At 58.7% G+C, this 4,972-nt stretch carries 4 protein-coding genes and 1 pseudogene; 1 reads left to right on the top strand and 4 read right to left on the bottom strand.

All coding sequences use genetic code 11. From position 1 onward, the window contains the following. A pseudogene (locus H5U08_RS10025) lies at positions 1-421 on the top strand (transcription termination factor Rho); the annotation flags it as partial. A 13-nt stretch (positions 422-434) separates the two neighbouring features. Here H5U08_RS10025 and H5U08_RS10020 read toward each other — a convergent pair. The 4 genes from H5U08_RS10020 to H5U08_RS10005 form a co-directional block, all read right to left on the bottom strand. Continuing rightward, positions 435-1,307 carry an NgoMIV family type II restriction endonuclease gene (locus H5U08_RS10020; RefSeq protein ID WP_297032622.1) on the bottom strand — a complete coding sequence of 291 codons (873 nt, stop codon included), beginning with the start codon at positions 1,305-1,307 and terminating at the stop codon, positions 435-437. A 12-nt stretch (positions 1,308-1,319) separates the two neighbouring features. Then, positions 1,320-2,174 (bottom strand): site-specific DNA-methyltransferase, encoded by an 855-nt coding sequence (locus H5U08_RS10015; protein WP_297032620.1) that lies wholly within the window; start codon positions 2,172-2,174, stop codon positions 1,320-1,322. A gap of 206 nt (positions 2,175-2,380) precedes the next feature. Further along, positions 2,381-3,673 carry a hypothetical protein gene (locus H5U08_RS10010; RefSeq protein ID WP_297032619.1) on the bottom strand — a complete coding sequence of 431 codons (1,293 nt, stop codon included), beginning with the start codon at positions 3,671-3,673 and terminating at the stop codon, positions 2,381-2,383. A 128-nt stretch (positions 3,674-3,801) separates the two neighbouring features. Then, positions 3,802-4,972 (bottom strand): FAD-dependent oxidoreductase (locus H5U08_RS10005; RefSeq protein ID WP_297032617.1); only part of this gene is annotated, 1,171 nt, incomplete at its 5' end.

The following is a 4,972-nucleotide window of genomic DNA, read 5'->3' as shown; positions in this document are numbered from 1 at the left end:
CGGCGGTATCGACGTCAAAGCGATGGACATTCCGAAGAAGCTGTTTGCGACGGCCCGGGCGTTTGAAGAAGGCGGATCGCTGACCATCGTGGCGACGGCTTTGATCGACACCGGCAGCCGGATGGATGAGCTGATCTTTCAGGAATTCAAAGGGACCGGCAATATGGAGCTGGTGCTCGATCGGCGGCTGGCGGACCGTCGCATCTGGCCGGCCATTGACATCACCCAGTCGGGCACGCGGCGGGAAGAGAAGCTGTTGCCGCCCGAGTATCTCAAGGCCGTGACGATCCTGCGGCGGATGCTGTCCACGATGAATCCGGTGGAGGCGATGGAGCAGCTCACCCAGAAGCTGGCCAAGTACAAATCCAACCAGGAGTTCATCGAGCTGATCGCCGGGGCCCAGGCCCACGCCGCGGGGTAAAACGGGCGGATCTTTACACGGCAAGATCAAACGGCAGATCGGTGATATCGCGCAAGCGATGGGCTGAGATCAAATCATCGAGCAGTTCTTCCTGGTCTTCCAGGCCGCAATCGTGACAGGCCTGGCGGAGCTCCGGCAAGGCGATGTGATAAACGCAGTCGAGGTCTCCGGTTCCATAAGCCAGGGATGCTATTCGTGTGGGGAGAGGTTCGGCCACGACTGCCACAATGTGGGGCATGTGTCCCTTGCGATTGCGGATCAACGTTTGGGCTTCTGCTCGGATATTCTGTGAGCGGTCGCTGCGAATTGTCCATTTACAGGAGATCACAGCGTGGAGCAGCGATCGCACGGGCCCCTGCTGGTTGCTGGCGCGGAGGGGGGTGAGATTCGGTTCGCCGGTTTCATGGGAGGAGACCAGGGGCGGATTGGCCTCGCCGTTCATTTCGGCGTCGGAGAGAGGCATCCTCGCAATAACGATGTCGGGCGTAAAAAGGTAGTCCAGGCCCAATGTGGTTCGAAGGTCTCTGTCTTGCCGCGCCAGTGATTTTAGATGGGCCAGATGGCTGTACTGGACGAAGTCCGAGAGCTGACATTGTGCCGTGAGGTACACCCAGTGCCCCGGTCTGATATGGCTGAGGAGTGTGAAGCACTGCTCGAGGAAGTCGCGGGTTATCTGTTCGAATCGCCTGCCGGCAGTCTGCGAATCTAAAGAGGCGTCCGTCTCGGGAATGGCGAGAATCTCGCACAGCCGTCGGGCGATGGCCACGCTGGATTGGCTGCTTCCATCCGCGAAGTTGGGATAGCGTCGGTTTCCTTTCTGCGACCACCGCACGATGTCGCGTCCGAGACGCGAGTGAAACTGCCGTCGAAGAGCGGAGATTTGCATGGGAAAGGCGGTTTACAGTAAAAGACTTGGCTGCACACCCCGGCGCAGGCGTTCTGCTGACTGCTCTGCATACTGCGCGTTCAGCTCAATGAGGATGGCGCTGCGCTGAAGTTCCACGGCTACAATTCCGGTTGTACCTGAGCCTGAGAAGGGGTCGAGCACGACATCTCCAGGTCGACTGCCCAACAGGATGCATCGTCGCACCAGTTCTTTGGGGAAAGCGGCGGGATGGCCTGCCTCGTTTGGCTCCGGCCCAAGCACCCAGAAGTTGCGCAGATTTGCCCCAGACGGTTCCCTCACAGCCTCGTTGTTGTAGTAGTACTGCGGTTGTTTGGCAAACAGAAAAACATCCTCCGTAACTCGGGTGGGTCGATTTTTCACGCTTTCTGGCATGGCTGCTTTTTTCACCCACGTAATATGCGAGCGGAGGATCCAGCCGTCGGCCTGCAGGGCGAATGCCACTCGCCAGGGCATTCCCAGGAGGTCACGGTCCTTCAGTCCCCAGCAATCGGGCACTTTGCAGTTTCGTTTTTGGATAAGTTTCCGCGTGTTGCCCACCTTCGCATTGGGACCGCACACGCCCGTTCCGCCGTTGCGAGCGTACGCATCCCCGATGTTGAGCCAGAGGGTTCCCTCCGGGCGAAGAACACGGCGAACTTCGCGAAACACTTCCACGAGGTTGTCCACATAGGTTTGTGGACTCTCTTCAGATCCCAGTTGTTCGGGATGTTCGTAATCGCGCAGGCCCCAGTACGGTGGAGAAGTGACACAGCACTGAACGGAATCAGGGGGCAGCAGGGGCAGGATCTTCCGGCAGTCTCCGATGAGAAGACGGACAGAACCAATGGTGTACTCCTGCCATTCCATCTCCAATCCCTGACTTGTGGCGTGCGGGGCGACCCTATTTGTGCCTTGCTTTATATGATTGTTCAGAATCACCATCGCGTCTGTCAAGCGTTACACTTTATGCCGGCACGCGCGACGAAGGAAAATGTGGGGATTTGTCGCGGCGGTGAAAATCGGCCATCACTACCGCAATCAGGGCTGCGCGCATGGGATGAGCGGCAGACCGTTCATGGGCCGAGTTTGGGAAGCGGAGCGAACCAGTAACGCGGCACCGCTCGTTCGGCCGTGATGTCTTTCAGGCTCGGTCGGAAGATCGTCAGAATCAACGCCGGGGCGTACCAGGCCATGTAGAGTCCCCCCTGGTGAATGAGGCAGAACTGGGCGGTGAGTAGGACGGCGGCTGTCCCGCTGAGAAGATTGGCCAGGTTCTTCTCCGACGGCCAAATCCCCAGACTCACACACAAAGCGGCGAAGCCGGCCAGGATGGGGATGCGGAAGTAAGGCCAGTGATACGTCCAGAAACCGTCGGCACCTTCCGTGCGGAGGAGGTATTTTCCAAACATCGCCGCCAGGTCACGCCAGAATTGCGTCCAGGTGGGCGAGACGAAAAAGAGGACCAGGACCAGCCCTGCCACCACTGCCAGGAAACCCGCCAGAAACCGAAAGAGTCCTCGCCGCCAGTAGAACCCGATCCACAGCGGCAGGAGAAAGAACGGGTAAAACACGATGGTGGAAGCCCCCAGAAGGGCGCCCGCAATCATCGGACGCCGGTACATCACGAGGGCCCACAGGACAAACGCCCCGGGAACGATATGGTCCAGTCGGGCGGTGAGCTGGCTCGTGTAGGGGAGCAGCAGATAGAGCGAAGCGGCCGCAAGGCCGGTCTGCACGTTGTCGAAATGCCGCAGGCCGAAAAGGATCAGTCCGGCGACAATGGCGCACTGAGCGGCGATGGCCGCTATTTTGATTCCCGCGGTGAGGATGAGGTGTGAGGTGGTTTCGGTCTCGACAGATGCAGGCGGGGAGTTTTTTTCTGGGGATGGTGATTCACGCTGATACAGAGTGATCGCCCGGTAGAACGGCAAATACCCGGGGCCTTTCAGCTCCGGGACCCGCCAGATGGGGCTGGCCGTGGTTGCACCTGGCTGGGAGGGCTGCGTTTCCAGGACGCGCTCGGTGAGAATGTTGCCCACCAGGAAAAACATCAGCGCGATAACCATAAAGGTCATTCCACCTGGCGAAAGGTTGGGCTCTGTGAGCGGTCTGCGGGAGAAGAACGGATCAATGAGCAGCCGGGGCAAAAACAGCGCGCTCACCGTGAAAAGCCACACATATCCGGCTCGCTCCGCCTGATGGCTAATCAAAAGTAATCCCGGGGCAAACAGGATGATGCCGACGAGGTCGAGATTGCGGATGGAAAAGAATCGCGAAAAGCGAAAAAAGATACCGATGGTCATCAGCGACGCGACGTAGAGCCACGTCGTTGGATCCATACGGTATTCTTCAATGAGTTCCCACATAGGCTGGTCGCCCGGATGGATGGTAGAAGGTCTTTTCCTTCATGGCTGATCGCTGCCTCTTCGTGACACCCCGATCGATTCTTTGTTCACGATACCGCGGGCCGCCAAGATTTCAAGGGTCCAAGCATTCAGGTTGTGAATACCACATCATCTTTTTCGAGGGTCTCGCGCAGGAGGCGGTAGGGCAAAGCCCTCATCTTCAATCCTCGCAAGGCGCACAGGGCGGCTGCCGTGCCGGCGGCCTGTCCCTGGGCCATGCAGGAAACCGTGTTGCGGGTGGACATATGGGCGACGTAGTCCGAGGTGATCATCATTCCGGCGCACCACAGATTGTCCAGACCGCTCACACACAGCGCGCGATAGGGCATCCCGTACGTGCCGCCATTTTTGATCTGATACCGTGGTGCCATATCGTGGAATCCATAGACGTAGACCTCGTCTTCGAAGTGCCGTCCTTCGAGGACCTCTTCGCGTGAGATATCGTAATCGCATTGGATGCAGCGAGCGCGGCGAATATTCAAACGCGGAGCTGTGCGAGCAATGAACGCCTTTTCGCATCCGGGGACGTATTTTCGGAAAAGTTCCACCGCGCGGGCCTGACGCTTCCGCAGTTCCAGTTCGGCCGCCGTCACGGCATCGCGGTTTGTGGGACTCACCGGCATCTTGAAGTTGAGCTTGATGAACATGAAATAATTGTCGTGCACTGTCGTGGTCACCGTGGACATGCCGATGCGAGCTGCTTCGCGATGAAAGCCCTCCGGCAGTCGAACGGCCCTCCCTTCCAACCGCACGATTTGGTTCTCCTGACCATCGCGCCACCCGCGGGCAAGCTCGCTGAGAGCGTCGTGAGATTTGAGGAATTCGTAGTACTTCTCCACGTTGACATTCGCCACCCCGATGCTGTTGGCAACCGGGTAATCGTTGGGTTCTGTGTAACGGGCGCCGGCGTAAGCGGCGAGATCGCCATAAGCGGTGCAGTCCACGAAAGAGTGGGCCACAAAGGCCTCTCGACCGGCGCGGCTCTCGGTAACCGCCGCAACAAGTGTATCGCCCGACCGGATAGCGCTCACAAGCAGCGTGTTGAGGAAAAGATGGACGCCAGCCTCGGCCAGCATCTCCATGGTGACGAGTTTGTACATTTCGGTATCAATCGCGGTGCATACCGAATCATAGTCAAAGCCCAGCTCCATTTCCGCATGGCCGGTGCAGGCCCCCCGGGCAAGAAGGCGGTCGATGATTTTCTGCGGGAAGCCGCGGACGACCTGCTTCTTCTCCACGCCGGGAAACGGCTTCCACAGA

It is taken from the genome of Thermogutta sp. (assembly GCF_014359955.1).
GTDB lineage: Bacteria > Planctomycetota > Planctomycetia > Pirellulales > Thermoguttaceae > Thermogutta.
Note: the sequence above shows the minus strand (reverse complement) of the source record. Positions and strands in the feature narration are given on the sequence as shown.